The organism is Pseudomonas sp. AC242 (assembly GCF_979258655.1).
On sequence record NZ_OZ409873.1, the window covers coordinates 5191075 to 5214276 of the forward strand.

21 protein-coding genes are annotated in these 23202 nt (G+C 58.6%); 11 read left to right on the plus strand and 10 right to left on the minus strand.

From position 1 onward, the window contains the following. Positions 1–67 precede the first annotated feature (67 nt). From mdtD to yccS, 4 genes are all read left to right on the plus strand, one after another. A complete protein-coding gene (mdtD, locus tag ACZZ0A_RS23315) occupies positions 68–1495 on the plus strand; it encodes a multidrug transporter subunit MdtD (protein WP_463543786.1) in 1428 nt (475 codons plus the stop codon). A gap of 128 nt (positions 1496–1623) precedes the next feature. Next, positions 1624–2961 carry an ATP-dependent RNA helicase DbpA gene (gene dbpA, locus ACZZ0A_RS23320; RefSeq protein ID WP_230669476.1) on the plus strand — a complete coding sequence of 446 codons (1338 nt, stop codon included), beginning with the start codon at positions 1624–1626 and terminating at the stop codon, positions 2959–2961. A gap of 131 nt (positions 2962–3092) precedes the next feature. Further along, positions 3093–4271 carry a BaiN/RdsA family NAD(P)/FAD-dependent oxidoreductase gene (locus ACZZ0A_RS23325; RefSeq protein ID WP_042704924.1) on the plus strand — a complete coding sequence of 393 codons (1179 nt, stop codon included), beginning with the start codon at positions 3093–3095 and terminating at the stop codon, positions 4269–4271. 254 nt (positions 4272–4525) lie between these two features. Continuing rightward, positions 4526–6718, plus strand: coding sequence for a YccS family putative transporter (yccS, locus tag ACZZ0A_RS23330; protein WP_414915594.1), 2193 nt, complete (start codon positions 4526–4528; stop codon positions 6716–6718). A gap of 112 nt (positions 6719–6830) precedes the next feature. Here yccS and ACZZ0A_RS23335 read toward each other — a convergent pair whose 3' ends face one another. Beyond that, positions 6831–7568 (minus strand): substrate-binding periplasmic protein, encoded by a 738-nt coding sequence (locus ACZZ0A_RS23335; RefSeq protein WP_007913782.1) that lies wholly within the window; start codon positions 7566–7568, stop codon positions 6831–6833. A gap of 255 nt (positions 7569–7823) precedes the next feature. On the opposite strand from ACZZ0A_RS23335, the gene ACZZ0A_RS23340 reads away from it, so the two are divergent. Continuing rightward, positions 7824–8276 (plus strand): GNAT family N-acetyltransferase, encoded by a 453-nt coding sequence (locus tag ACZZ0A_RS23340; protein ID WP_099757392.1) that lies wholly within the window; start codon positions 7824–7826, stop codon positions 8274–8276. A gap of 199 nt (positions 8277–8475) precedes the next feature. Here ACZZ0A_RS23340 and ACZZ0A_RS23345 read toward each other — a convergent pair whose 3' ends face one another. The 3 genes from ACZZ0A_RS23345 to ACZZ0A_RS23355 are packed head-to-tail and all read right to left on the minus strand — an operon-like array spanning position 8476 to position 11459. Further along, entirely contained in the window at positions 8476–8772 is a 297-nt protein-coding gene (locus tag ACZZ0A_RS23345) for a winged helix-turn-helix domain-containing protein (RefSeq protein ID WP_007913779.1), read from the minus strand. 24 nt (positions 8773–8796) lie between these two features. Next, entirely contained in the window at positions 8797–9291 is a 495-nt protein-coding gene (locus ACZZ0A_RS23350) for a M48 metallopeptidase family protein (protein WP_414915595.1), read from the minus strand. Positions 9292–9335: 44 nt separating this feature from the next. Then, positions 9336–11459, minus strand: coding sequence for a putative bifunctional diguanylate cyclase/phosphodiesterase (locus tag ACZZ0A_RS23355; RefSeq protein ID WP_463543787.1), 2124 nt, complete (start codon positions 11457–11459; stop codon positions 9336–9338). Between the two features lie 321 nt (positions 11460–11780). On the opposite strand from ACZZ0A_RS23355, the gene ACZZ0A_RS23360 reads away from it, so the two are divergent. The 5 genes from ACZZ0A_RS23360 (at position 11781) to ACZZ0A_RS23380 (ending at position 15479) form a co-directional block, all read left to right on the plus strand. After that, positions 11781–12449: a polysaccharide lyase family 7 protein gene (locus tag ACZZ0A_RS23360; RefSeq protein ID WP_007913770.1), complete on the plus strand. Its 669-nt coding sequence runs from the start codon at positions 11781–11783 to the stop codon at positions 12447–12449. Positions 12450–12906: 457 nt separating this feature from the next. After that, positions 12907–13269: a DUF6124 family protein gene (locus ACZZ0A_RS23365; RefSeq protein ID WP_007913768.1), complete on the plus strand. Its 363-nt coding sequence runs from the start codon at positions 12907–12909 to the stop codon at positions 13267–13269. 101 nt (positions 13270–13370) lie between these two features. Next, positions 13371–13622 carry a helix-turn-helix domain-containing protein gene (locus ACZZ0A_RS23370; RefSeq protein ID WP_007913766.1) on the plus strand — a complete coding sequence of 84 codons (252 nt, stop codon included), beginning with the start codon at positions 13371–13373 and terminating at the stop codon, positions 13620–13622. After that, the gene (locus ACZZ0A_RS23375) at positions 13619–14818 is read left to right on the plus strand and encodes a type II toxin-antitoxin system HipA family toxin (RefSeq protein WP_007913764.1); all 1200 of its coding nucleotides are present in this window, start codon (positions 13619–13621) and stop codon (positions 14816–14818) included. Before ACZZ0A_RS23370 ends, ACZZ0A_RS23375 begins: the two co-directional genes overlap by 4 nt. 310 nt (positions 14819–15128) lie before the next feature. Continuing rightward, positions 15129–15479 (plus strand): hypothetical protein, encoded by a 351-nt coding sequence (locus tag ACZZ0A_RS23380; protein ID WP_007913762.1) that lies wholly within the window; start codon positions 15129–15131, stop codon positions 15477–15479. A 93-nt stretch (positions 15480–15572) separates the two neighbouring features. Here the strand turns inward: ACZZ0A_RS23380 and fba are convergent, their stop codons facing one another. The 6 genes from fba to tkt form a co-directional block, all read right to left on the minus strand. Continuing rightward, positions 15573–16637 (minus strand): class II fructose-bisphosphate aldolase, encoded by a 1065-nt coding sequence (gene fba, locus ACZZ0A_RS23385; protein ID WP_007913760.1) that lies wholly within the window; start codon positions 16635–16637, stop codon positions 15573–15575. A 252-nt stretch (positions 16638–16889) separates the two neighbouring features. Further along, positions 16890–17222 (minus strand): MliC family protein, encoded by a 333-nt coding sequence (locus ACZZ0A_RS23390; protein WP_016987235.1) that lies wholly within the window; start codon positions 17220–17222, stop codon positions 16890–16892. A 57-nt stretch (positions 17223–17279) separates the two neighbouring features. Next, the gene (locus tag ACZZ0A_RS23395) at positions 17280–17501 is read right to left on the minus strand and encodes a hypothetical protein (RefSeq protein WP_007913756.1); all 222 of its coding nucleotides are present in this window, start codon (positions 17499–17501) and stop codon (positions 17280–17282) included. A 34-nt stretch (positions 17502–17535) separates the two neighbouring features. Next, entirely contained in the window at positions 17536–18699 is a 1164-nt protein-coding gene (locus tag ACZZ0A_RS23400) for a phosphoglycerate kinase (RefSeq protein ID WP_007913753.1), read from the minus strand. Positions 18700–18711: 12 nt separating this feature from the next. Next, complete coding sequence (epd, locus tag ACZZ0A_RS23405; RefSeq protein ID WP_007913751.1) at positions 18712–19764, minus strand: erythrose-4-phosphate dehydrogenase; 1053 nt, start codon at positions 19762–19764, stop codon at positions 18712–18714. Positions 19765–19926: 162 nt separating this feature from the next. Beyond that, a complete protein-coding gene (gene tkt, locus ACZZ0A_RS23410; protein ID WP_463543788.1) occupies positions 19927–21924 on the minus strand; it encodes a transketolase in 1998 nt (665 codons plus the stop codon). Positions 21925–22195: 271 nt separating this feature from the next. Between tkt and ACZZ0A_RS23415 the strand changes: the two genes are divergently transcribed. Then, positions 22196–23191, plus strand: a complete 996-nt coding sequence (locus ACZZ0A_RS23415; RefSeq protein WP_123376191.1) for an ArsR/SmtB family transcription factor — start codon at positions 22196–22198, stop codon at positions 23189–23191. Positions 23192–23202: the final 11 nt, after the last annotated feature.

Sequence of the window (23202 nt, forward strand, 5' to 3'; positions counted from 1 at the left end):
AGCGTCCGTTGAGGCATTCCCACGCGGAGCGTGGGAACGATCATTAACCCCAACGACAAGAGGTTCCATGCCCAACCGCCCGCCTCTCGACGCCATCACCGCCCGCTGGTTGCCGTGGGTCGTCGCCATCGCTTTCTTCATGCAGTCCCTCGACGGGACCATCCTCAACACCGCCCTGCCGGCCATGGCTCGCGATCTGGCCGAAGATCCGTTGCGCATGCAGGGCGTGATCATCGCCTACATGCTCACCGTGGCCTTGCTGATTCCGGCTTCGGGCTGGATCGCCGACCGCTTCGGCACCAAGAAAATCTTCTTCGGCGCGATTCTGCTGTTCAGTTTCGGCTCACTGCTCTGCGCGCTGTCGAGCAGCCTGAGCATGCTGATTGGCGCCCGGGTGATTCAGGGCTTGGGCGGTGCGCTGATGCTGCCGGTCGGGCGACTGGTCGTCCTCCGCGCTTACCCAAGATCCGAACTGGTGCGGATCATGGGTTTCATCACCATCCCCGGTCTGCTCGGCCCGCTGATCGGCCCGACCATGGGCGGCTGGATGGTCGAATACCTGACGTGGCACTGGATCTTCCTGATCAACCTGCCGGTCGGCGTGATCGGCTGCTACGCGGTGTGGAAGTTCATTCCCGACCTGCGCGGCACTGAGCGTACGCGCTTCGATAGTCTGGGTTTTCTGTTGTTCGGCGCGGCGATGATCCTGATCACCATCGCCATGGAAGGCCTTGGCGAGCTGCACTTGCCGCACCTGCGGGTGATGTTGCTGTTGTTCGGTGGCATGGCCTGTCTGGCGGCGTACTGGTTGCGCGCCGGGCACATCGAAAACCCGCTGTTCGCACCGTCGCTGTTCAAGACCCGCACCTTTGCCGTCGGCATTCTCGGCAACCTGTTCGCCCGTCTCGGCAGCGGTGCTCTGCCGTTTCTGGTGCCGTTACTGCTGCAAGTAGCGCTGGGCTATTCGCCGTCGCAAGCGGGGATGAGCATGCTGCCGCTGGCCGCTGCGGCGATGATTGCCAAGTGGGTGGCGCGGCCGCTGATCGAGCGGCTCGGCTATCGCATCGTCCTCACCGGCAACACCTTGGCGCTGGGGATCATGCTGGCGAGTATTGGCCTGGTCAGCGAGCAGACGCCGTACTGGCTGCTGTTGTGCCTGCTGGCGATTCTCGGCGCGATCAACTCGCTGCAATTCACCGCGATGAATACGGTGACGCTGATCGACCTCGACGATGCCAGCGCCAGCAGTGGCAACAGTTTGCTCTCGGTGGTCGCGCAGTTATCGCTGAGTCTCGGCGTTGCTTGCGCTGGTGCATTGCTCGGTGGGTTTACCGCGGAGATCGGTAACGATGGCGTGGAAACCGTGCTCGGTGCCTTCCAGCTGACCTTCGTCACCGTCGGGATCATGGCAATGCTTGCCGCGACGATCTTCTCGCAACTGTCGAAGGAAGACGGCCGCCGCGCCAAACGCCCGGAAGAACACATCGAACATTAACCACTGTTCGTCCAGAACTTTCGAAGAAAGTGGCACGGGGCTGCTACACTGCGCGACATTTTGTTTTGCAGGCCAGTCCCGTGACCACCATCGCCACCGCTTTTAATACTCTGCCGCTGTCCGCCGCCATGCTGGCTAACCTCGAATCCCTCGGTTATGCCCAGATGACGCCGATCCAGGCGCAGAGCTTGCCGGTGATCCTCAAGGGGATGGACCTGATCGCCCAGGCCAAGACCGGCAGTGGCAAGACCGCAGCGTTCGGCATCGGCCTGCTCAACCCGATCAACCCGCGCTACTTCGGTTGCCAGGCACTGGTGATCTGCCCGACGCGTGAGCTGGCCGACCAGGTCGCCAAGGAAATCCGTCGTCTGGCCCGTGCCGAAGACAACATCAAGGTCCTGACCCTGTGCGGCGGCGTGTCGTTCGGCCCGCAGATTGCTTCGCTGGAGCACGGGGCGCACATCATCGTCGGCACCCCGGGGCGCATCCAGCAGCACCTGCGCAAGGGTTCGCTGGTCCTCGACGGCCTGAACACGCTGATTCTCGACGAAGCCGACCGCATGCTCGACATGGGTTTCTACGATGCCATCGAAGACATCATCGTCAAGACCCCGGAGCGTCGTCAGACCCTGCTGTTCTCCGCGACTTACCCGGTGGGCATCAAGCAACTGGCGTCGAAGTTCATGCGTGATCCGCAAACGGTGAAAGCCGAAGCGTTCCACGATGACACGCAGATCGAGCAGCGTTTCTACGAGATTTCCCCGGAAGATCGCATGAGCGCAGTGACCAAAGTCCTGCACCACTTCCGTCCGGCGTCCTGCGTGGCGTTCTGCTTCACCAAGCAGCAAGTTCAGGAAACCGTTGATCACCTGACCGCCAAAGGCATTTCCGCCGTCGGCCTGCACGGCGATCTGGAACAGCGTGATCGCGATCAGGTGCTGGCGATGTTCGCCAACCGCAGTACCTCGGTACTGGTCGCCACCGACGTCGCCGCCCGTGGTCTGGACATCGATGCGCTGGACATGGTGATCAACGTCGAACTGGCCCGCGATTCGGAAATCCACATTCACCGCGTTGGCCGCACCGGTCGCGCTGGCGAGAAAGGCATCGCGATCAGTCTGGTTGCACCGGGCGAAGCGCACCGCGCGCAAGCCATTGAGCAGCTGCAGAAGTCGCCGCTGAACTGGGATCAGGTCGATAACCTCAAGTCCCAAGGCCTTGCCCCGCTGCAACCGCCGATGACCACGCTGTGCATCGGCGCGGGCCGTAAAGACAAGGTTCGCCCGGGCGACATTCTGGGTGCTCTGACGGGTGATGCCGGTATTCCGGGTGCGCAGGTTGGCAAGATCGCGATCTTCGACTTCCAGGCTTATGTAGCCGTGGACCGCACCGTGGCCATGCAGGCCTTGCAGCGTCTGAACGACGGCAAGATCAAGGGCCGCTCGCTGCGCGTCCGCATCCTCTGACCTGATCGTTCCCACGCTCTGCGTGGGAATGCATCCCGTGACGCTCCGCGTCACATAACAACGGACGCAGAGCGTCCATGGCGGCATTCCCACGCAGAGCGTGGGAACGATCATTGTGTGAGGACACCGTTTTGCGCTCTACCGAAGTCGTGATCATTGGCGCTGGCGCCGCTGGGTTGATGTGTGCACTGACCGCCGCCGGGCGTGGGCGTCAGGTGTTGCTGCTCGACCATGCGAACAAGGCCGGCAAGAAAATCCTGATGTCGGGCGGTGGCCGCTGCAATTTCACCAACATGTACACCGAGCCGAGCAATTTCCTCTCGCAGAACCCGCATTTCTGCAAATCCGCACTGGCGCGCTACACCCAGTGGGATTTCATCGGCATGGTCGGCAAGCACGCCGTGCCGTACCACGAGAAAAAACTCGGCCAGTTGTTCTGCGATAACAAATCCAGCGACATCCTCGAAATGCTCCTGACGGAGTGCGATCAGGCCGGCGTCGAGTTGCACCTGGATACCTCGATCCAGACCATCGAAAAGGTCGAAAGCGGTTACCTGCTCGACACCACCCTCGGTCAGATCCAGTGCGAGTCGCTGGTGATCGCTACCGGCGGTCTGTCGATCCCGACGCTGGGCGCTACCGGTTTTGGTTATCAAGTCGCCAAGCAGTTCGGCCATGAATTGCTGCCGACTCGCGCCGGCCTGGTGCCGTTCACCATCACCGACCAGCTCAAAGAACTGTGCACCGAGTTGTCCGGGACTTCGGTGGATTGTCTGGTCAGCTGCAACGATCAGAGCTTTCGCGAGAACATCCTGTTCACTCACCGCGGCCTCAGCGGTCCGGCGATTTTGCAGATCTCCTCGTTCTGGGAATCTGGCGACACGGTAGAGATCAACCTGCTACCGGATCACGACGCGGCGAGTTGGCTGCAACAGCAAGTGGCCGAGCGCCCGAACAGTGAGTTGAAAACTTTGCTGGGTGAAATCTTCACCAAGAAGATGGCCAACCTGCTGGCGGACAACTGGTTCGTGTCCAAGCCGATGAAGCAGTACACCCACGCGGAACTGGCGGAGATCGCCGAGAAGCTCGGCAGCTGGAAAGTCGTGCCGGCGGGGACTGAGGGTTATCGCACCGCCGAGGTAACACTCGGTGGCGTCGATACCCGCGAAGTGTCGTCCAAGACTATGGAATCGCTGAAAAGCCCCGGTCTGTACTTCATCGGCGAAGTCCTCGACGTCACCGGGCATCTGGGCGGCTTCAACTTCCAGTGGGCCTGGGCCTCGGGCTACGCCGCCGCGCAGTACGCTTAATTCAAAGCTAAATACAAAAACCTGTGGGAGCTGGCTTGCCAGCGATGAGGCCGGCAGATCCAACATCATTGTTGACTGTCATGCAGCCATCGCTGGCAAGCCAGCTCCCACAGGGTTCCGTGCCCAATTCAAGATTTAGTTCTACACAAGATCTCAAAGGAACACTTTTTGCTGTCAGATGTGATCGGCGCCATTGCGTCGGCGTCATTACTGGCTCAATTTAGCGGCATCGCCTCGGAAGGCCTTCGCACTTCATGTCCTCGACCTCGTTTCGTCAGTCTTTGCGGCGCCTGTGGGCGCTGGATAAATTCAGCTATAGCGTGCGGGTGTTCATCGCCCTGACCGGCAGCATGGCGCTGTGTTGGTATCAGGATGAAATGGGCCTGCTGATCCCGTTGTTCCTGGGGATTATCGCCAGCGCCCTGGCCGAGACCGACGACAGTTGGCAGGGCCGCCTCAACGCCCTCGCCGTGACACTGGTGTGCTTCAGCATCGCCGCACTGTCGGTGGAATTGCTCTTCCCCTACCCCATCGTGTTTGCCATTGCATTGGCGCTGGCCAGTTTCGGCCTGACCATGCTCGGGGCACTCGGCGAGCGTTATGGCGCGATTGCTTCGGCGACGTTGATTCTGTCCGTATACACAATGATCGGCGTTGATCAGCGCGGTGGCGCGGTCACCGATTTTTGGCACGAGCCGATGCTGCTGGTGGCCGGGGCGGCGTGGTACGGCTTGCTCTCGGTGCTGTGGCAGGCGCTGTTCTCCAACCAGCCGGTGCAACAAAGTCTGGCGCGATTATTCCGTGAGCTGGGCTTTTACCTGAAGCTGAAATCCTCGCTGTTCGAGCCGATCCGGCAAATGGATGTGGAAGCGCGGCGTCTGGAACTGGCCCAGCAGAACGGTCGCGTGGTGGCGGCGCTGAACAGTGCCAAGGAAATCATCCTGCACCGCGTCGGCAACGGCCGCCCCGGCTCGAAAGTCAGCCGCTACCTGAAGCTGTATTTCCTCGCGCAAGACATCCACGAACGCGCCAGCTCCTCGCACTACCCGTACAACGCGCTGGCCGAAGCGTTTTTCCACAGCGACGTGCTGTTCCGCTGCCAACGCCTGTTGCGCCAGCAAGGCAAGGCCTGCCGCGCTCTGGCCGAATCGATCCAGATGCGCCAGCCATTTATTTATGACGCGAGTTTCGCCGAAGCCCTCAGCGACCTCGACGCCTCCCTCGAACACCTGCGCATCCAGAGCAATCCGGCCTGGCGCGGATTGCTGCGTTCGCTGCGCGCACTGGCGGCCAACCTCGGCACCCTCGATCGTTTGCTCAGCGACGCGAGCAACCCGGATGCCTTGGCCGATGCGACCGACAGCAGCCTGCTCGACCGTTCGCCGCGCAACCTCAAAGACGTCTGGGTGCGCCTGCGCACGCAACTGACGCCGACCTCTCTGCTGTTCCGCCATGCCCTGCGCCTGCCCTTGGCCCTGAGTATCGGCTACGGCATGGTGCACCTGATTCACCCGTCGCAAGGCTACTGGATCATCCTCACCACGCTGTTCGTCTGCCAGCCGAACTATGGCGCGACGCGGCGCAAACTCGGTCAGCGGATCCTTGGCACCGCTATCGGCCTGACCGTGGCGTGGGCGCTGTTCGATCTGTTCCCGAGTCCGTTGGTGCAGTCGTGCTTTGCCATCGCCGCCGGCGTGGTGTTCTTTACCAACCGCACCACCCGCTACACCCTGGCGACGGCGGCGATCACCATCATGGTGCTGTTCTGCTTCAACCAGGTCGGTGACGGTTACGGACTGTTCCTGCCACGCCTGTTCGATACGCTGCTGGGCAGCCTGATTGCCGGCCTGACGGTATTCCTGTTCCTGCCGGACTGGCAGGGTCGACGCCTGAATAAAGTGCTGGCCAACACCCTGACCTGCAACAGCATCTACCTGCGCCAGATCATGCAGCAATACGCCGCGGGCAAGAGCGACGATCTCGCGTATCGGCTGGCCCGGCGCAATGCGCACAACGCTGATGCGGCGCTGTCGACGACACTGGCAAACATGCTCATGGAACCGGGGCATTTCCGTAAGGAAGCAGATGTCGGCTTCCGCTTTCTGGTGCTGTCGCACACGTTGTTGAGTTATCTGTCAGGGTTGGGCGCGCATCGCGAGACGCAGTTGCCGGCGGATGTGCGCGAGCATTTGATCGATGGCGCCGGGGTGAAACTGGCGACGAGCATTGATGAAATCGCCCAAGGGCTGGCGAACAAGCAGCCGGTGGCGATTCAGAGTGACGAGGAAGAAGCGCTGGCCAATGAGCTGGAGCAGATGGCCGATGAGATCGATGAGGGGCAGCGGCTGGTGCAGACGCAGTTGGCGTTGATCTGCCGGCAACTCGGACCGTTGCGGACGTTGGCGGCGCACCTGATCAAGGACACCTCAGAAATCAGCGGCGGTTGACAGGGCGTCATCGCGAGCAGGCTCACTCCTACAGGGGAACGCATTCCAAATTGTAGAAGTGAGCCTGCTCGCGATAGCGACATCTGCCACACAGAGGATTCTGGATCGACCCTCACATCCCATGCTGCCTCAACAACTTGTCATAACTGCCATCCGCCTTCATCGCAGCAATCGCCTTATCAAACCCTGCAACAATCTGCTCATGCTGCGGATTCTTCAGGCTCACCAGAATGTGCAGGCTGTTCTCACTCAACGGCTTGGGCAAAAACTCCACTGAATTGCGCACCTTGGCTGATTCGCGCGCCAGGTAATACTTCGCCACATACTCATCCTCCAGCGTCAACTTGACCCGGTCCGCCGCGAGCATGCGCACGGCCATGGCGAAGTTATGCACAGGGACTTTCTGCAACGCCGTGTCGGCATCGAACGGCGCCGAATAGGCATAGCCGCGCACCACCGCAATCGGGTACGTGTGCAATTGCTGCAGATTGGAATAATCGAGTGGCGTGTCTTTGCGCTTGAGAAAGCGGATGCGGTTGAGCAGGTATTCCCCGGAAAACTCGCCCAGCTTGGTCCGCTCATCGTTGTACCAGGCGTTGACCAACACGTCGTAGCGGCCTTCGCCGACACCGAGCAGCGCCCGCGCCCAAGGCACCTGTTCGTAGCCGCTGGCATAACCGGCCCGGGCCAGGGCAGTCGTGACGATGTCGGTGGCCAGTCCGCCGTTGACCAGCGTGTCGTCGGTAAAGGGTGGCCAGATATCAAACACCAGCCGCAGCTTCTCCGCTGCAGCAGTCTGAGCCAGCAAGAGCAATCCGACCAAAGCAAAGGCTCGATGCAAACGCGGCATGCTTGAAAATCCTTAGCGGGCAGGTTGCCCAGCATGTTTTCAGCCAAAACCCCAAGGCCCCTTACCGGCAAAACCCAGGCCCTAACATTAGCTCATTGCAGCCAGTGCACAGGGCTCTTCAGCAGATTACACAAAGTCGCCGAGACTGCGAGAAAGGAATGATGGCATTTTGACCTTTGTCACAGACTCTTACGCCATAAAGACATCTTTGCCGCAGGCGCTTAGTATCGGGCGACACGTTCAAGGAATCGGCAAATGACAATCGAATGGGTCTGCAAACATCACAGTGATCTGGGCAAGGAACAGCTGTACGCGCTGTTGAAGCTGCGCTCGGACGTGTTCGTGGTTGAACAGAAATGCGCTTATCCGGACCTCGACGGTCAGGATCTGGAAGGCGATACCTATCACCTGATGGGTTGGGAAGATGATCAGTTGATGGCCTACCTGCGCCTGCTGGATCCGGAATCCCAGGGCGGCGACGTGGTGATCGGCCGGGTGATTACTGCACCGCAGGGGCGCGGCAAAGGGCTGGGGCACGAAATGATGGAGCAGGCGCTGAAACAGGCTGAAAAGCATTGGCCGCAGGTGCCGATCTATCTGTCGGCACAGGCGCATTTGCAGGGGTATTACGGCAAGTACGGGTTTGTTGTGGCGGGTGAAGAGTATCTGGAGGATGACATTCCACACATTGGCATGCGTCGCTCCTGAACAACCCTCACCCTAGCCCTCTCCCGGAGGGAGAGGGGACTGACCGAGTTGTGCTGCGCTATCCGCCGACCTGAAAAACCGAGTCGATTATGGATTCAACGGCGCTCGCTCACGTCGGCGTAACTCTCAAATATCCCCCAATCGGCTCCCTCTCCCTCCGGGAGAGGGCTGGGCGGGCGGCGTTCCGATGAGGGGCTCTTCAGGGATACTCCAGAACAGCCTTGATCTGCCGCAAATTGCGCTCGATCCACCCACGATCAATCGCCCCCCACTCACGAATCCGATAGCGCCCGGCGTGATTGCGCGCGCCCTCTTCCTGCTCGAACTCACAAACGATATCCAGATCCGCCAACGCCGCAATCGTGTCCTGCGCCGTGCGCCGGGGCATGCCGGTCACTTCGGTCAGCGTCGGCACACTCGGCGCCAGACCGCTGTCGATCAGGTACGCCACATACAAGCGGCGGTAGAAACTGCTTTTGGTCTTGCTGACGTCCATCCACACCTTCCTGGTTGCGTACTGTTAAGCCTGCAGATCCCGCCACGTCAGGTACACGCGCAGATCAAACTCGACCTGGTGGTACCCCGGCAGCATGTGCTCACACAATTTATAGAACGCCTTGTTGTGATCCGACTCTTTGAAGTGCGCCAGTTCATGCACCACGATCATTTTCAGAAAGTCCGGCGCGGCGTCCTTGAACAACGAGGCGATACGAATCTCTTTCTTGGCCTTGAGCTTGCCGCCCTGCACCCGCGACACCGTGGTGTGCAGACCGAGGGCGCGGTGCGTCAGGTCGAGGCGATTGTCGAACAGCACCTTGTCGATGGCCGGCGCGTTGCGCAGGTATTCCTGCTTCAAGTCCAGCGCATAGCTGTACAAAGCCTTGTCGCTCTGCACGTCGTGCCGTCCCGGATAGCGTTGATTCAGGTAATCACCCAGACGCCCTTCGGCGATCAATTGGCGCACCTGATCCTGTAATTGCGCGGGATAGGCCTGGAGGTACTTCAACACAGTCATGGACAAGCGACACGGTTCGAAAAAGGTCCGCCAGTGTAGCGAATTCAAACGGGCAGCGCGCTCCAGTCAAACGGCTCGGCGAAGCTGACCGCGTCCTCGGCGATCAATGGCCGGGCCACGAGGAAGCCCTGCACATACTCGCAGCCGTGGGCTTGCAGCCATTGGTATTGATCGATGGTTTCAACGCCCTCGGCGATCACCAGCAAACCGTATTGCTTGCACAGACTGATGACCGTGCTGACCAGCGAGGCGTCGCGTTTGGAGTCCGGCAATCGCGCGATGAGATGGCGATCAATTTTCAGCGTATCGAGTTCCAGATCGCGCAGATGCGCCAGCGAACACGGCCCGGAACCGAAGTCATCCAGCGCCACCCGCACCCCAAGATTGCGCAGCAAACGCAGCTGTTTGCGGGTTTCGTCGGGGTTTTGCATCAGCGCTTCTTCGGTGACTTCGACCTCCAGTTGCCGAGGCTGCAAGGCGTGTCGCTCCATCACCTGACGCAACTCGGTGACCAGATTCGGCAGACTGAACTGGGTGTTGCTCAAACTCACGCCGAGCACCAGATCCTCGGCAAACAGGGTTTCCCAGGCTTTACGCTGACCGGCGCCGCGATGATAAATCCAGCTGCCGAGGCGACTGATCAGCCGCGCCTCTTCCAGCAGCGGCAAGAACAACCCCGGCGGCACATCGCCGACACTCGGGTGCTGCCAGCGCAACAACGCTTCAAAGCCACGAATCTGGCCCGTGTCGATAGCCACTTGCGGTTGATAGACCAGATTGAAATCGCGATTCTCGATGGCGGCACGCACGCTCTCTTCGAGCATCAACCGCGAGCGCGCCCTACCGTTCATTTCATGATCATAAAAGCGATATTGCTGACGCCCGGCGCGCTTGGCTTCGTACATGGCGATGTCGGATGCACGCAGCAATCCGTCGAGGTTCGAGCCGCAATCCGGATAAGTGGCGATGCCGATACTCGCGCCCAAAGCGATGTCCAACCCTTCGATCTGCTGACAGATCGACACTCGCTCGATGAGTTTTTCGGCAATCTTCGCCGCTTGCTCGGGAAACTCCAGATCCAGCAGCGCGGTGAATTCATCACCGCCCATGCGCGCGAGAATGTCGAACGGTCGCAGGCAGGCCTTCAATTGCTCGGAGACCCAGCGCAACACCCGGTCGCCGGCATCATGACCGAGTGAATCGTTGACCCGTTTGAAGCCATCAAGATCCAGATACAGCAAGACCCAACTGCTATCACTGCGCTCACCACGCAACAGCAGATTTTCAACAGTCTGGTAAAAGCCGCGGCGGTTGAGCAACCCGGTCAGTGGATCGGTCACCGCTTGGAATTCGAGTTGCTGGTGCAAGTGCCGCACCACCGACATGTCCAGCACGGTGACCACCATCGCGTGTTGCTCGGCAGGCAACGCCGCACAGGACAGCGCCACCGGCACTTGCTGGCCGGGCGCGGTGCGCAGCAAGGCATCGTGCAGTCTTAATGTTTCGCCACGCTTGTAGCTGGCATAAAACTCGGAATCGGCCCACAGCGGAATGTGCGGCTTCTGTAGAAAATCGAGAAACTCTTTACCTTCCAGCTCCTTCACCGGCGCATTCAACAACCGCGAAATCGCCGGATTGGCAAAGCGGATCAAACCGTCTTCGCCCACCACCAGAATGCCTTCAGCCGCGTTATCCAGCACCGAGGCATTGAAGGCGCGCGCCACTTCCAGGTCATGACTCAGGCGCTGCAAGGCGCGGCGATTGCGCTGGTGCTCCAGCAACGCCTGCACTTTGGGCTTGAGTATCTGCGGGTCGAACGGCTTGAACAGGTAATCCACCGCGCCACTGGCATAGCCCTTGATCACGGCGTCCTGGGACTGTTCGTTGGCGGTCAGAAAGATGATCGGCGTCAGGCGCGTGCGCTGGCTGCCACGCATCAGGCGCGCGACTTCAAAGCCGTCCATGCCCGGCATTTGCACGTCCAGCAGCACCAGATCGACGTCGTGCGAGAGCAGAATATTGAGCGCTTCGAAACCGGAGGCTGCGGTGAGGACGTGCCAATCCTGGCGCTGCAGCAACGCGCGCATGCTGATCAGATTTTCAGGGTAATCATCAACGATCAAAAGGACAGAGTTGCCTTCACCTGGCGGGGGTTGCGCGCATTCCATGCTGCTTCTCTTGTCGGGACTTTTGGTCGGCTTCCGGTAAAAACCGCACACATACTGAGCCTTCACTCTAGTACTGGATCCAAGAAAGCAGAAGCTGTCATCAGGCCATCATTTAACCAAAGCGTGAATTTGCCGACTAACGGTCACCGCTGAAGCCCCCGGGAACCGGCATAGATGGCATTTCGACAGGATGTTGACGTCAATCATCTGCCAAACGGGCGTTAACAAATTTTCCCTCTACGCTTATAAAGGCCGCCCCAAAACGTGCGGGCTAGAGCTTCTGGCACGTACGTGCAGCGAATTTTGAGTGGAAGAACAGACATGATCGATCTCGCAACCTGGAACCTCAGCGTTCCCGTTGGCAGCCCGCCATACACCGTCGAAACCTCCAAACTGGTGAACGGCTTCAAAGATCAATACTTCCATTCCGACACCGGCACCTTGTTCTTCTGGTCACCGGTTACCGGGTCAAAAACCGAAAACGCCATCTACCCGCGCACCGAACTGCGTGAAACCTACAGCAACGGCACCCTGCGCAACTGGTATTACCCGGATGCCGACAACCTGCTGCGCGCGACCCTCACCGTCAACAAAGTGCCCAGCTCGGGCAAGATCGTCATCGGCCAGATTCATGCTTATGAAAGCCAGAAGCCGATGGTCAAACTTGAGTATCAGTACAAGACAAAAACCGAAACCGGCAACCTGGTGATCAAGGTGCGCATGCATCCGGATGACGACGAAAGCCGCGTCATCACCCTCGCCACCGGGGTCAAACTGGATCGCGAATTCAACTACCTTATTCACCTGAGTCCTGGCGGTGCGTTGGGTGTCAGTGCGGCGGGTTATCAGTGGGATTCACAGATCAGCGCGACCTGGCGCAACAAGCCGTTGTACTTCAAGGCTGGGGTTTATGTGCAGGACAACACCGGGTATACGAGTGAGGGTGGGCAAGTGACCTTCTCCAAACTCGACATCGATCACGACAAATAACCCAATCCCCACGGTAGGAGCTGCCGAAGGCTGCGATCTTTTGATCCTGTTTTTGATTCTGAAAAGACAAAATCAAAAGATCGCAGCCTTCGGCAGCTCCTACCTTTAAACAGTGCTGTTTAGATCTGTCGGCGGTTACTTCCGGATGCCTACAACAGCTTGCGCCGTTGCCTACCACTACGCCAGAATCCGCCGGCTTGTGCGCCTGGCGGGCCATCGGTAACTTGATTCGCGTCACTGATTTCCAGTGATCGGGTTTAGTAGCCCGTGGTTTCAAGCGTTGTGCACAAGCATCTGTCAGTCAGGTATTCCCATACCTGCGCTTGATGGTAGCTGTGCGCAGGGCACCTTCGGGTGCGCCGGCTTGCTCGAAACCCCGGTCTACTAACCTGCGTACAGTTGCCTCCACTTTGATTTAGTAGCCAGAGCGGGGGCACTCCAATCAGGTTTCGAGCAAATGACAAAATCAACGCCACACCCGCCAGAAACAGATCCCGCATCCCCGTACGAATCCCTCGACTCAAAAAAACTCAACGACGCCGCCGAACGCGCCCTTGACCATTACCTCAAACCGTCCGCTTTCATCATGGCTAGCACGCATAAACCCGAACCCATGTACCTCGCCAACCCGAAGTACAACACCGAATCCCTGCTGGCCAACGCCAGCGAAACCTTGGGTTCTGCCAGCGAAATGCTCAACAACTTCGCCGCCATGCTCGACACCTCACACCGCAAGACCGCGCTAGGCATCGCGCAAGTGGTCATGCTCGGCGAACTGGCAGTGAATCAGGCACTGGATCATGTCGAGCTAAAGGAATAACCGACCACAAAAAAACCCGCCTTATGGCGGGTTTCTTAGGTCAAATGGATTAAATGTTCTGCATACGCTACATTGACATCAAAATGTTACGGTAGCGCAACATGGATTACTCTCTTTTAATTACCCGTCTCGGCATTCAATTACGTGAAAAACGTATAAATCGTGGCCTGACGCAGGCTCAGCTTGCCGATCTGGCGGGACTGACGCGATACAAAGTCATCGCGGTGGAGAAAGGCACCCTTTCTGTCGGCATGATCGCTTACGCACGCGTTTTGGCTGCTTTGGACTGTGAACTCTCGGTGGTTCCAGCAACGATGCCCACCCTTGAAGAGCTTGGAGATTTATTCGAATGAAAATGGCCTCTCTTCAAGTCAGCACCCCTGAAGGTAATAGCGGCAGACTGTTCAGCGATGCCGATGATTTCACTTTCCGTTATCACGAAGATGCATCGCCACAAATGGCGATCAGCCTCTCGATGCCTGTACGACATGACGACTTTCGTCGGCGTGAGTTGCACCCTGTTTTTCAAATGAACCTACCAGAAGGCTACGTACTGGAGCAGTTGCGCAACCGCTTGGCAAAGACTGTGAACGTCGACCCAATGCTGCTACTGGCGCTTTCCGGCAGTACATCGCCCATTGGCAGGGTTCATGTACGCTCTGAAACCGTTGATGCATTGTTGCAGGCGCAAGAATTTCCGGGAGAAAAACTCGAAGAGATTCTCACGTGGGACGGTACGGAAGATATCTTCGCCGACATGCTTGATCGCTACATCCTGCGGGCAGGCATTTCAGGTGTTCAACCCAAGTTGCTGGTGCCGGAGCGGCAAGAAATAGCATTGCCGAGAGTGACATCCAAAACCTCGGATCTGATCATCAAGAGTGGCAGAGACGAATTTCCGGGCCTGGCGATCAACGAATTCCTTTGCATGTCCATGGCGAAAGAGGCGGGTATTCCCGTCCCACCGTTTTACCTTTCCGACAACGCCAAGCTGTTTGTCATGCGTCGATTTGACCGCGACGACCAACTCAAGCCGATTGGGTTTGAAGACATGGCGGTGCTGATGGGGCTGTCGGCTAATCAGAAGTACAGCAAAAGTTATGCGGCAATCGCGAAGGCTATCCGAGTGTTTTGCCCGGCGAAACACTTGCGTACGTCGCTTGATCAACTTTTCGATAGCGTTGCCCTGAGTTGCATCGTTGGGAATGGCGACGCTCATTTGAAAAACTTCGGATTGCTCTATTCCGAACCGACGCGACGCGATGCGCATCTGGCGCCGGCTTACGACATCGTCAACACCACGGCCTATATTCCAGAAGATGTTCTGGCATTGGATCTGGCGGGTAACAAGTCAATGTTCGCCTCACGACAAGGGCTCCTGGAATTTGCCCACACCTGTGAAATCGACCAACCCAAGGAGCGCATTCAGCATCTGCTCGCCTCGGTTGAAGCCGTGCTCAAACGCTATCCTCAATATCGCGGACAGGCGCCTCATGTGATCAACGCCATTGAGCACGCGGCAGCGCCATTTTCTTTGACTTTTGGATAGCGTCGTTACCACGAGAAATCACCGCGCAGAAAAAACCGCCTCACGGCAGTTTTTTTGAATCAGAAGTTTAACTGCTCAAGCTTTTAACCTTAGCCTTGAAGCCCCCCTTCAGACAACACTGATACATCGCTTTCATACCTGTTTTTGCACCTCCTTGTTTTATTAAAAAACCAGAACCCTTATAGCGAAAAAATATTAAAACCTGTCATTTATTACAGGTTACCTGCAACTACCTTTCGCCTAATCTCATCGACGCAATACGAGACAACCTATTTAACTTTAATACTTGAATACACATAAGGCGTATATCATGAAAACTTACAACGGCTTTGTATTTAACTCCGCCGGCGAAGAGCATGCCGCCACACTCAAATTTGACGATCCAGCCCAGCAAACTGGCAAAATAAGTAACGGCTACATGGACTATTTCGGACTTGACTTCGCTGTCAATGGCGACTGCACAAAATCCACTTGGACTTATATTCTTACAGCGAAATCAGATGCCAAAAAAAGAGATGAGACCAAGCATGGCCCAAGCACTCTCAGTATTGAGATGAAATCAACTGATGGAACCGACAATAACTTGCTAGGCACAGTGACCGTTAAATACGGCGGGCCGAATTTAGGCCAAACCTATGGAATCAGATTCACAAAAGGTTGACAAACTTTTAGATAACTTCGTCAGGCGAAAAAGTCACCCCACAAAAAACCCGCCTCACGGCGGGTTTCTTTTAAAGCAGTCTAACGCTCAGGCTTAGTTAACCTTAGCGTTCAACTCACCCTTCAGATAACGCTGGTACATCGCTTCCAGCGAGATCGGTTTGATCTTCGAAGCATTACCGGCAGTACCAAACGCTTCATAACGAGCGATGCACACGTCACGCATTGCAGTAACAGTCGCGCCGAAGAATTTACGTGGGTCGAATTCGCTCGGGTTGGTGGCCATCAGGCGACGCATCGCACCGGTGGATGCCAAGCGCAGGTCGGTGTCGATGTTGACCTTGCGCACGCCGTACTTGATGCCTTCGACGATTTCTTCAACCGGTACGCCGTAGGTTTCTTTGATGTCGCCGCCGTACTGGTTGATGATCGCCAGCCACTCTTGTGGCACCGACGATGAACCGTGCATTACCAGGTGAGTGTTCGGGATGCGCTTGTGGATTTCCTTGATGCGGTCGATCGCCAACACGTCACCGGTCGGTGGCTTGGTGAACTTGTAGGCGCCGTGGCTGGTGCCGATGGCGATGGCCAGGGCATCGACCTGGGTGCGTTTGACGAAGTCAGCGGCTTCTTCCGGGTCGGTCAGCATTTGGCTGTGATCCAGAACGCCTTCGGCGCCGATGCCGTCTTCTTCACCGGCCATGCCGGTTTCCAGCGAACCCAGGCAGCCCAGCTCGCCTTCTACCGAAACGCCGCAGGCGTGCGCCATGGCCACGGTTTGTTGGGTAACGCGGACGTTGTAGTCGTAGTCGGTCGGGGTCTTGCCGTCTTCGCCCAGCGAGCCGTCCATCATCACCGAGCTGAAGCCCAGTTGGATCGAGCGCTGGCAGACATCAGGGCTGGTGCCGTGATCCTGGTGCATGCACACCGGGATGTGCGGGAATTCTTCAATCGCGGCCAGGATCAGGTGACGCAGGAAAGGCGCGCCGGCGTATTTACGGGCGCCGGCCGAAGCCTGAACGATCACCGGGGAGTCAGTCTTGTCAGCGGCTTCCATGATGGCGCGCATCTGCTCAAGGTTGTTGACGTTGAAAGCTGGAACGCCGTAGCCGAATTCGGCTGCGTGGTCCAACATCTGGCGCATGCTGATAAGTGCCATTGTGTGTGTCTCTCCCGGTTGAGGGTCGTTAATCGTGCCAGCCTGCCGGAGCGGCGGCGGCTATTCAAGTGATTGCAGATCGGGGGTTGAGGCCCGGTCTGGTGATTCGATAAAGCCAATTCTTCAGAACTGCGCAGAACCCTTGTAGGAGTGAGCCTGCTCGCGATAGCCATCTTTCAGTCAATATTGCAGCGACTGTCAGGTCGCTATCGCGAGCAGGCTCACTCCTACATTGGGTCTGCGGTGATGCAATTACTGCGCTTTGCAGCCGCGGCCGATCAGGTCATTGGTGGCGACCCAGTACACCAGGCCTTCCTCTCCCTTGACGTGAAACGCCAGCATGCCGTCGCTGTACAGCGTGCCCGAGGCGCCCGGCTCTTCTTTGAGGCGATAGACCTGATCACCGCCACCCAGCCGAACGTCGACTTCCTTCTGGCCGGCGTCGGCGTAGCGCCACAGCACTTTGGCCTGGCTGTCGCAGGTCCAGGTGGTCCAGTTGTCCGCCGGAGCAGACGACTGAAACAGATTCAACTGCGCGCAACCGCCCAACAATGCCAACGCCGCAATGGCGATCAAGCCTTTCATCCGTGTTCCTCGACTGACGGCGCACGCCGCCAGCCCTGAGTTAAAGAGTCAGACCCGTCAAGGACAACCATGTTCCTTGGCCGGGGTTTGCGTCTCGTATTTGTCCAGGCCGTCCGGCCCCGAGCGCTTGTTCAGCACCGGGTTGGTTTCGGCCTGCCAGTCGGCCTGATAACAGCCCTTCTGCGACTCGCTCGGCGCCGGCGTGGCCTCGGCCTTCGGGTTACTCCCGCAGGCCGCCAGCGTACCGGTCAGCAACAACAGCGCTAACGACTTGACCATGAAAACACTCCTTTGCCTGGCCAAACGGGCGGCCTCAGGCCTTGGCCCGGCTTTCCAGGACTTCAACGGCTGGCAGCACTTTGCCCTCGACGAATTCGAGGAACGCGCCACCACCGGTGGAAATGTAGGAGATTTGCTCAGCCACGCCATATTTATCGATCGCGGCCAGGGTGTCGCCACCGCCAGCGATGGAGAACGCCGAGCTTTCCGCGATGGCCTGAGCCAGCACTTTGGTGCCGTTGCCGAACTGGTCGAATTCGAACACACCGACCGGGCCGTTCCACAGAATGGTTTTCGACGATTTCAGCAGTTCGGCGAAGTTGGCTGCGGTTTGCGGGCCGATGTCCAGAATCATATCGTCAGCCGCAACGTCAGCGATCAGCTTGACGGTCGCTTCTGCGGTTTCGGCGAATTCCTTGGCAACCACCACGTCAACCGGCAATGGCACGCTGACTTTGGCAGCGATGGCGCGTGCGGTGTCGAGCAGGTCCGGTTCGTACAGCGACTTGCCAACCGGATGACCGGCTGCCGCGAGGAAAGTGTTGGCGATGCCGCCGCCGACGATCAGTTGATCGCAGATCTGGCTCAGGCTGTTCAGCACGTCGAGTTTGGTCGACACCTTAGAGCCGGCAACGATGGCCGCCATTGGCTGAGCCGGTGCGCCGAGGGCTTTGCCCAGTGCATCCAGTTCAGCGGCCAACAGTGGGCCAGCAGCGGCGACTTTGGCGAACTTGGCCACGCCGTGGGTCGAACCTTCGGCGCGGTGAGCGGTGCCGAACGCGTCCATCACGAACACGTCGCACAGGGCGGCGTATTGCTGGGCCAGTTCGTCAGCGTTCTTTTTCTCGCCTTTGTTGAAGCGCACGTTTTCGAACAGCACGATGTCGCCGGCCTTGACGTCAACGCCGCCGAGGTAATCGGCGACCAGCGGCACTTCACGGCCCAAGGCCTTGCTCAGGTAGTCAGCAACAGGCTTGAGGCTGTTCTCGGCGGAGAACTCGCCTTCGGTCGGACGGCCAAGGTGCGAGCAGACCATCACGGCCGCGCCTTTTTCCAGGGCCAGCTTGATGGTCGGCAGCGAAGCCAGGATACGCGCGTCGCTGGTGACAACACCGTCCTTGACTGGGACGTTGAGGTCTTCGCGGATCAATACGCGCTTACCTTGCAGATCGAGGTCGGACATCTTCAACACGGTCATGGGTCGCACTTCCTACGGTTTTTTTGAAGTTGCTGTTTGCAGATAGTGTTCTGCAACGTCCAGCATTCGGTTGGCAAAACCCCATTCGTTGTCGAACCAGGCCAGGATGTTCACCAGTTTGGGGCCGGAAACACGGGTCTGACTGGCATCGACGATGGCCGAATGTGGGTCATGGTTGAAATCACAACTGGCGTGCGGCAGCTCGGTGTAGGCGAGCAAGCCTTTGAGCGGGCCATGGGTGGCGGCCTCGCGCAGGATCCGGTTGACCTCATTGGCGTCAGTCGCGGTGGCAGTCTGCATCGTGATGTCGAGGCAGGACACGTTGACCGTCGGCACGCGTACGGCTTTGGCCTGAATTCGCCCGGCAAGTTCCGGCAGCAGGCGCTCGATACCGCGCGCCAGACCAGTGGACACCGGGATCACCGACTGAAACGCCGAACGCGTGCGGCGCAGGTCTTCATGGTGATAGGCGTCGATCACCGGCTGATCGTTCATCGCCGAGTGAATCGTGGTGATCGACACGTAATCGAGGCCGATGGCCTTGTCGAGCAGGCGCAACAACGGCACGCCGCAGTTGGTGGTGCAGGAGGCGTTGGACACCAGCAGCTCGTCGCCGGTCAGGCAATCCTGATTGACGCCATAAACGATGGTGGCGTCGACATCCGCCTCGCTGGCCATCGGCTGCGAGAACAACACGCGTGGCGCGCCGGCGTCGAGAAAGCGCTGGCCGTCTTCACGGGTGTTGTAGGCACCGGAGCATTCGAGCACCAGATCGACGCCGAGTGACGCCCAATCGATGCCTTCGGGGGTGGCACTGCGCAGGACCTTCACGCAGTCGCCATTAATATGCAGACAATCGCCTTCTACTCGCACCTCGCCCGGGAAGCGGCCGTGGGTGGAGTCGAAGCGTGTCAGGTATTCGATGCTGGCCATGTCCGCCAGATCGTTGATCGCGACAATTTCAAACCCGGCTTTCTCGCCTCGCTCAAACAACGCACGCAAGACGCAACGACCAATCCGGCCGTAGCCGTTGAGTGCAACTTTGTAAGGACGCGGTTGAGGCATGGGGTTCTCGATAATATTCGCTACAACACAACCTCATGTAGGAGCTGCCGAAGGCTGCGATCTTTTGATCCTGTTTTTTTTTAAGATCAAGATCAAAAGATCGCAGCCTCCGGCAGCTCCTACAGGGGAACGCGGTGGCCGGGGCCACCGCATTCGTACTGCTTAGTCTTCCAGCAGTTCTTCAGCCTGACCCAGGATGTTTTCCAGGGTGAAGCCGAACTCTTCGAACAGTGCCGAAGCCGGAGCCGATTCGCCGTAAGTGGTCATGCCGATCACGCGACCTTCCAGACCCACGTACTTGAACCAGAAGTCGGCGTGAGCCGCTTCGATGGCGATACGCGCGCCAACCTGCAACGGCAGCACGGCTTGCTTGTAGCCGGCGTCCTGAGCATCGAACACGCTGGTGCACGGCATGGAAACCACGCGCACCTTGCGGCCCTGCTCGGTCAGCTTGTCGAAAGCCTGAACCGCCAGACCGACTTCCGAACCGGTGGCGATCAGGATCAGCTCAGGCTCGCCTGCGCAGTCCTTCAGCACGTAACCGCCACGGCTGATGTCGGCAATCTGGCCGGCATCGCGTTCCTGGTGTTGCAGGTTCTGACGCGAGAAGATCAGCGCCGATGGGCCGTCCTTACGCTCCAGCGCGTTTTTCCAGGCCACGGCCGATTCCACGGCATCGGCTGGACGCCAGGTGTCGAGGTTCGGCGTGGTACGCAGGCTGGTCAGTTGCTCGATCGGCTGGTGCGTCGGGCCGTCTTCGCCCAGACCGATGGAGTCGTGGGTGTAGACGTGGATGACCTGTTTCTTCATCAGCGCCGACATGCGTACAGCGTTGCGCGCGTATTCCATGAACATCAAGAAGGTCGCGCCGTAAGGCACCAGACCGCCGTGCAGGGTCACGCCGTTCATGATCGCGGTCATGCCGAATTCGCGCACGCCGTAGTACATGTAGTTGCCGCTGGCATCTTCAGCGCTGACGCCTTTGCAACCTTTCCACAGGGTCAGGTTGGAACCGGCCAGGTCAGCGGAGCCGCCGAGCAGTTCCGGCAGCAGCGGACCGAACGCGTTCAGGGTGTTCTGGCTGGCTTTACGGCTGGCGATGGTTTCGCCTTTGGCCGCGACTTCAGCGATGTAAGCCGAAGCTTTTTCGGAGAAGTCGGCCGGCAGTTCACCGCTCAGGCGACGTACCAGTTCGTTGGCTTCGGTCGGGAATGCAGCGGAGTAGGCAGCGAAACGCTGATCCCACTCGGCTTCGGCCGCGCGTCCTTTTTCCTTGGCATCCCACTCGACATAGATGTCGGCCGGGATTTCGAACGGACCGTGGTTCCAGTTCAGCGCCTGACGGGTCAGGGCGATTTCCGCGTCACCCAATGGGGCGCCGTGGCAGTCTTCTTTGCCCTGCTTGTTCGGCGAACCGAAACCGATGGTGGTCTTGCAGCAAATCAGCGTCGGCAGCGGACTCTTGCGCGCGGTCTCGATGGCGGTCTTGATCTCTTCCGGGTCATGACCGTCAACGTTGCGGATCACTTGCCAGTTGTAGGCTTCGAAACGCTTCGGCGTGTCATCGGTGAACCAGCCTTCGACTTCGCCGTCGATGGAGATGCCGTTGTCATCATAGAAAGCGATCAGCTTGCCCAGACCCAGCGTACCGGCCAGCGAAGCGACTTCGTGGGAAATGCCTTCCATCATGCAGCCATCACCCAGGAACACGTAGGTGTGGTGGTCGACAATGTTGTGGCCAGGACGGTTGAACTGCGCGCCCAGCACTTTTTCAGCCAGAGCGAAGCCCACAGCGTTGGCCAGACCCTGACCCAGCGGGCCGGTGGTAGTTTCAACGCCCGGGGTGTAACCGAACTCCGGGTGGCCCGGGGTGCGGCTGTGCAGTTGACGGAATTGCTTGAGGTCTTCGATCGACAGGTCATAACCGGTCAGGTGCAGCAGCGAGTAGATCAACATCGAGCCGTGGCCGTTGGACAGCACGAAGCGGTCACGGTCGGCGAACGATGGATTGCTCGGGTTGTGCTTGAGGTAGTCGCGCCAAAGCACTTCGGCGATATCTGCCATACCCATAGGGGCACCGGGATGGCCGCTGTTGGCTTTTTGCACGGCATCCATGCTGAGGGCACGAATGGCGTTGGCACGCTCACGACGGCTAGGCATCGCTGATCTCCTGGGTTCTGGTAAGTCGAAACGGAAAAAAGGAGGGCATTTTCCCTCACCGGGGCGCCTCGGGGCAATGACAGATAGTCATCGGGGGGCGTTTTTCCAATGGATAGCGGCGCTTTCTGTTGGTGAAACCTTTCCGCTACTCGTTTGTAGAGTTAACCGGTGGGTGAGAAGTGCAATAAAAAGCGCCATTGATCGAGCAATATCAAAACTTTTTGATATTGCCCTTGCGATGAATTGCCCCCCTCTCTAGACTGCCAGCCCTATGAACTTACGCGTGCCTTCCATTCGCCATGACGATTGCGACGAGCTGGCGGCCCTGTGCAAGGCCGGCGGCGATCCGTTGCGGCTGAATGTCTTGCGCGCGCTGGCCAACGATTCGTTCGGTGTTCTGGAGCTGGCGCAGATTTTCGGCATTGGCCAGTCCGGCATGAGTCATCACCTCAAGGTACTGGCACAAGCCGACCTGGTGGCGACACGCCGCGAAGGCAACGCGATTTTCTATCGCCGCGCCCTGCCCCACACCGAACTGCTCGGCGGCAAGTTGCACGCAGCATTGTTAGAAGAAGTCGACAATCTGAATCTGCCTGACGACGTGCAAGCGCGCATCGAGCAGGTTCACGGCCAGCGCGCCGCCGCCAGTCAGGACTTTTTCGCCCGGGTTGCAGAGAAATTTCGCGCCCAGCAAGACTTGATCGCAGGCCTGCCGCAATACCGCGAAAGCGTGCTGGCCCTGCTCGACAAACTGAACTTCAATGGTGCCGCCACGGCCATTGAAGTCGGCCCCGGCGATGGTGCTTTTCTGCCGGAACTGGCCCGTCGCTTCGGCACCGTAACCGCGCTGGACAACAGCCCGGCGATGCTCGAACTGGCGCGTCAGGTATGTGAACGTGAACAGCTGGCTAACGTCAGCCTGCAATTGGCCGATGCATTGAACGGCACCAGCCTTACGGCCGATTGCGTAGTGTTGAACATGGTGTTGCACCATTTCGCCGCGCCGGCCGATGCGCTCAAGCACATGGCCGACCTGCTGCAACCGGGCGGTAGCCTGCTCGTGACAGAGTTATGTAGCCACAACCAGAGTTGGGCCAGGGAGGCCTGCGGTGATCTGTGGTTGGGGTTTGAACAGGACGATTTGGCCCGTTGGGCCACCGCTGCGGGACTCGTTCCCGGGGAAAGCCTCTATGTAGGCTTACGTAATGGTTTCCAGATCCAGGTCCGCCACTTTCAGCGACCGGCTGGCGACACTCACCATCGGTAAATTCAGGAAAA

What these genes read in the sequence shown, in the direction of transcription:
- ACZZ0A_RS23390 (WP_016987235.1), bottom strand. Translation starts at nt 17,222, where the DNA reads ATGAAAGGCTTGATCGCCATTGCGGCGTTGGCATTGTTGGGCGGTTGC.
- yccS (WP_414915594.1), top strand. Translation starts at nt 4,526, where the DNA reads ATGTCCTCGACCTCGTTTCGTCAGTCTTTGCGGCGCCTGTGGGCGCTG.
- ACZZ0A_RS23355 (WP_463543787.1), bottom strand. Translation starts at nt 11,459, where the DNA reads ATGGAATGCGCGCAACCCCCGCCAGGTGAAGGCAACTCTGTCCTTTTG.
- ACZZ0A_RS23380 (WP_007913762.1), top strand. Translation starts at nt 15,129, where the DNA reads ATGAAAACTTACAACGGCTTTGTATTTAACTCCGCCGGCGAAGAGCAT.
- tkt (WP_463543788.1), bottom strand. Translation starts at nt 21,924, where the DNA reads ATGCCTAGCCGTCGTGAGCGTGCCAACGCCATTCGTGCCCTCAGCATG.
- ACZZ0A_RS23415 (WP_123376191.1), top strand. Translation starts at nt 22,196, where the DNA reads ATGAACTTACGCGTGCCTTCCATTCGCCATGACGATTGCGACGAGCTG.
- fba (WP_007913760.1), bottom strand. Translation starts at nt 16,637, where the DNA reads ATGGCACTTATCAGCATGCGCCAGATGTTGGACCACGCAGCCGAATTC.
- mdtD (WP_463543786.1), top strand. Translation starts at nt 68, where the DNA reads ATGCCCAACCGCCCGCCTCTCGACGCCATCACCGCCCGCTGGTTGCCG.
- dbpA (WP_230669476.1), top strand. Translation starts at nt 1,624, where the DNA reads ATGCTGGCTAACCTCGAATCCCTCGGTTATGCCCAGATGACGCCGATC.
- ACZZ0A_RS23395 (WP_007913756.1), bottom strand. Translation starts at nt 17,501, where the DNA reads ATGGTCAAGTCGTTAGCGCTGTTGTTGCTGACCGGTACGCTGGCGGCC.
- epd (WP_007913751.1), bottom strand. Translation starts at nt 19,764, where the DNA reads ATGCCTCAACCGCGTCCTTACAAAGTTGCACTCAACGGCTACGGCCGG.
- ACZZ0A_RS23400 (WP_007913753.1), bottom strand. Translation starts at nt 18,699, where the DNA reads ATGACCGTGTTGAAGATGTCCGACCTCGATCTGCAAGGTAAGCGCGTA.
- ACZZ0A_RS23360 (WP_007913770.1), top strand. Translation starts at nt 11,781, where the DNA reads ATGATCGATCTCGCAACCTGGAACCTCAGCGTTCCCGTTGGCAGCCCG.
- ACZZ0A_RS23375 (WP_007913764.1), top strand. Translation starts at nt 13,619, where the DNA reads ATGAAAATGGCCTCTCTTCAAGTCAGCACCCCTGAAGGTAATAGCGGC.
- ACZZ0A_RS23345 (WP_007913779.1), bottom strand. Translation starts at nt 8,772, where the DNA reads ATGGACGTCAGCAAGACCAAAAGCAGTTTCTACCGCCGCTTGTATGTG.
- ACZZ0A_RS23335 (WP_007913782.1), bottom strand. Translation starts at nt 7,568, where the DNA reads ATGCCGCGTTTGCATCGAGCCTTTGCTTTGGTCGGATTGCTCTTGCTG.
- ACZZ0A_RS23340 (WP_099757392.1), top strand. Translation starts at nt 7,824, where the DNA reads ATGACAATCGAATGGGTCTGCAAACATCACAGTGATCTGGGCAAGGAA.
- ACZZ0A_RS23365 (WP_007913768.1), top strand. Translation starts at nt 12,907, where the DNA reads ATGACAAAATCAACGCCACACCCGCCAGAAACAGATCCCGCATCCCCG.
- ACZZ0A_RS23370 (WP_007913766.1), top strand. Translation starts at nt 13,371, where the DNA reads ATGGATTACTCTCTTTTAATTACCCGTCTCGGCATTCAATTACGTGAA.
- ACZZ0A_RS23350 (WP_414915595.1), bottom strand. Translation starts at nt 9,291, where the DNA reads ATGACTGTGTTGAAGTACCTCCAGGCCTATCCCGCGCAATTACAGGAT.